Consider the following 3,541-nt stretch of genomic DNA (forward strand, 5'->3'; position numbering starts at 1 on the left):
GGATAAAGTGGCAGAATCGATAAATTGCTTATATCCCATCTCTGTTGAAACTCGTTACGACTGCAACCGCTAAACAATATTCATAAAAATAGGTAGTCTAATTATCTCGAAATTTGCCAGTGGACAAAGATCCCCGATTTCTCAAAAGGAAGTTGGGGATCTTGTGCGATCGCCAGCAGAGGAAATCCAGAGAGTTCATAATCGTGTTAGTGGGAGTTGAGTTACAGAAGATGCTGTTTAGCAGCAAAAGATTTGATTCCACCGCAATTTTATCGAGGAAAATCATTAAATGTTACTGCATTTAAGTACTTGGCAAGAAGTCGAAGCTTATTTACAGCAGTCAAAGGGGATTATTTTCCCTATTGGTTCCACAGAACAACATGGGCCAACGGGGTTAATTGGTACTGATGCTATTTGTGCAGAAGCGATCGCAGCTGGTGTAGGTGATGCAACTGGTGCGATCGTTGGGCCTACAATCAATGTGGGGATGGCATTGCACCATACTGCTTTTCCTGGCTCAATCAGTCTGCGTCCCAGCACTTTAATTCAAGTACTGCGAGATTATGTAACTTGTTTAGCCAAAGCTGGTTTTAGCAAGTTCTACTTTATTAACGGACACGGCGGTAATATTGCCACCCTGAAAGCTGCTTTTTCAGAAACTTACGCTCATTTAGAAGATTTGCAGATTGCTAATGCTCAACAGGTGCAATGTCAAGTGGCAAACTGGTTTATGTGCGGTTCTGTATATAAGCTAGCTAAAGAATTATATGGGGATCAAGAAGGTTCTCATGCAACGCCAAGTGAAGTTGCACTCACACAGTACGTTTATCCAAATGCAATTAAGCAAGCATATCTTTCACCAGAAGTAGCAAGCGGACATCGGATTTATAGCGCTGCTGACTTTCGAGTGCGTTATCCAGATGGACGTATGGGATCAAATCCGGCTTTAGCAACGCCTGAACATGGTAAGCAATTTTATGACTTGGCGGTAAAAGAACTTAGCAGTGGCTATTTGGAATTTGTGAACGCAGAATAAAACTCATGAAAAGACATTGTAGAGATGCGGTTAAAATCGTGTCTCTGCATAAAATATCTTGAGAATGGTTAGTGTAGCAGGTTGACAAAGCGGTACAAGGGTATCATTCTAGAATGTTTAGAAGGTAAACCAGATGAGTAACCACATTAAGAGTCTATGGTAACAGCACAACCTATCACTATTGATTTGTTTGCTGGGGCTGGCGGCTTTGGTCTAGGTTTCGAGATGGCAGGTTTTTCTGTTCCTTTATCCGTTGAGATTGATACCTGGGCTTGTGATACACTGCGCTATAACCGTCCTAATATGACAGTTATTCAACAGGATATTCGTAATTTAAACACTGCAAGTAGCGTTAAGGATATCTGTCACTTCCAGCCGGATGTTGTTATTGGTGGGCCTCCATGTCAAGGCTTTAGTATTGCCGGGCCAGCACAAAAAGATCCTAAAGATCCTAGAAATAGTCTATTTATTAACTTTGCTGAGTGGATATGTTTTCTCGAACCTAAAGCTTTTGTAATGGAAAATGTTAAAGGTTTACTTTCGCGCAAAAATATTGAAAGTAGAAAAGTAACAGATATCATTAAAGAAACTTTTGAAAATCTCGGATATTTTGTAGAAGTCTGGTCATTAAATGCTGCTGAATATGGTGTGCCACAAATTAGGGAGCGTATTTTTATTGTTGGGAATAAAACAGGAAAAGAATTAGGTACTCCTCCAAAAACACACTCCTTAGATTTATTGCATATAAATAGCTCTCAATTATCAATATTTGCCTGCATGGGTTTACTTCCTGCCATAAGCTTGTGGGATGCTATATCAGACTTACCACAACTGAATGCACGTGAAGGTCAAGAAGAACAACCTTATATTTCAGAACCTCTCAATAACTATCAAAGTTGGATTATAAATGGCAGTAAAACACTTTACAATCATGTTGCAATGGATCATTCCCAGAGGCTTGTAGAACGCTTCAAACATATTAAATGGGGTGAATCAAGTTCAGATGCACCAAAAGAACATGGGGCTAGACGGCGTAGTGGAAATGGTGAGTTATCTGAGATAAATTATGACCAAAATAACCGACGTTTAAATCCATATAAACCATCACATACAATAGCCGCTTCGTTTTACGCCAATTTTCTTCATCCTTTCCAGCATCGCAATTTGACAGCCCGTGAAGGGGCACGTCTTCAATCTTTTCCTGACACTTATCGTTTTTTAGGGAAGAAGACTGTTGTATCTCACAAATTATTACATCGAGAAGAGAGATTTGATGAGAAGTTTCTTTGCCAGTACAATCAGGTAGGTAATGCTGTACCACCTATTCTTGCTAAAGCGATCGCACTTCATCTTCAAGAAAAATTAGAGCTATGCCCAAAAGCGATAGGAACCCTTTAGTTCACGGCTCTAATCTTGAACAAAAGGAGAATCACCGGACAAAATACAGAGATGTTAATAGTAAAAAATATCTCACTGAAATTAGAACTGAGTATGATAAGTGGCGTTCCGCTAATCTCGAATTAGTAGGACCGACATCAACACCTACTGCTCAAGATGACGCAATTATTGCTACTAGGGTAGAACTTCTATCAAAATATAAGGATTTTTTAGATCAGCAGCACTATGCTGAAAAGTTTGATTCTCGATCGAACCTTCACTCTAGCGTACTGGAGGAATTTCTCTATTATCTGTTTAAAGATTTAGTAAGAGACTTTGGAGAAAATGCTCTCATCGGCAAATCACATACATTCAAAGATATTTTCTTTGTGCCGCCAAAATACTCTGAGATGCTGAAGCGACCGTATGCACGTATTGAAAAGAAAGATCATGACTTTGTAATTGGAGCCACTATTCAAGTATCATTTGAAGCAGCAACCCCACCGGAGAAAGATGAAAATCCTGGTGAAATACTCCCACTTCTTAAAGAGGAACCGGAAAACTACTCTAAAGTTACAGTTATAGGAAACACCGAAACGCATATTTTCGATATTCCAGTTGTTGCAATTGAATGTAAGACATATCTTGACAAACCTATGCTCGAAGGTTCATCAAGAGCAGCAGAGGATTTAAAGGCAAGAAGTCCAAATAGTTTATATCTTATACTTATGGAGTGGATCAAGTTGACCAGTGATGTCAATCTTAGGAAGTATAAGATTGACCAAATTTACGTACTACGTCAGCAAAAAAACACAGACCGAGAATTTAGGTATGAAGAAAAATATGTTAAAAATTCAATTAATCCAGTTGTAGTTCAACATCTATTCCATAAAGTGCGGAAGCATCTGAAAATGGACTGGACTGGCGGAATTGAAAACGGCATAGAGCGTGGATGGCTAATTGACGAGTAGCTATTGACTTTAGTCGGTGCTTGTGACACTTACGTAGGTGAACGATATTTGAAATCACCGATAATCGCGCTCCATCTCACCACTAAAAGAAACAGCAACTTTGTAACCAATACGAATGCCAAAAAGTCGAGCTAATCGGTTTTTATTACGTAAATAT

At 39.2% G+C, this 3,541-nt stretch carries 3 protein-coding genes; all 3 read left to right on the forward strand.

The window, feature by feature from the left end; all coding sequences use genetic code 11:
• The first annotated feature begins 289 nt into the window (after window positions 1-289).
• Window positions 290-1,036, forward strand: a complete 747-nt coding sequence (locus IQ229_RS18475; protein WP_194046214.1) for a creatininase family protein — start codon at window positions 290-292, stop codon at window positions 1,034-1,036.
• A 156-nt stretch (window positions 1,037-1,192) separates the two neighbouring features.
• A complete protein-coding gene (locus tag IQ229_RS18480; RefSeq protein ID WP_194046216.1) occupies window positions 1,193-2,434 on the forward strand; it encodes a DNA cytosine methyltransferase in 1,242 nt (413 codons plus the stop codon).
• Window positions 2,407-3,384, forward strand: coding sequence for a Bpu10I family restriction endonuclease (locus IQ229_RS18485; protein ID WP_194046218.1), 978 nt, complete (start codon window positions 2,407-2,409; stop codon window positions 3,382-3,384). The genes IQ229_RS18480 and IQ229_RS18485 overlap by 28 nt, the downstream gene beginning before the upstream one ends.
• The last annotated feature ends 157 nt before the right edge of the window (window positions 3,385-3,541 follow it).

This window comes from Nostoc cf. edaphicum LEGE 07299 (genome assembly GCF_015207245.1).
Classification (GTDB): Bacteria; Cyanobacteriota; Cyanobacteriia; order Cyanobacteriales; family Nostocaceae; genus Nostoc; species Nostoc edaphicum_B.

Coding starts and splice junctions, on each gene's coding strand:
- IQ229_RS18475 (WP_194046214.1), top strand. CDS start 290: ATGTTACTGCATTTAAGTACTTGGCAAGAAGTCGAAGCTTATTTACAG.
- IQ229_RS18480 (WP_194046216.1), top strand. CDS start 1,193: ATGGTAACAGCACAACCTATCACTATTGATTTGTTTGCTGGGGCTGGC.
- IQ229_RS18485 (WP_194046218.1), top strand. CDS start 2,407: ATGCCCAAAAGCGATAGGAACCCTTTAGTTCACGGCTCTAATCTTGAA.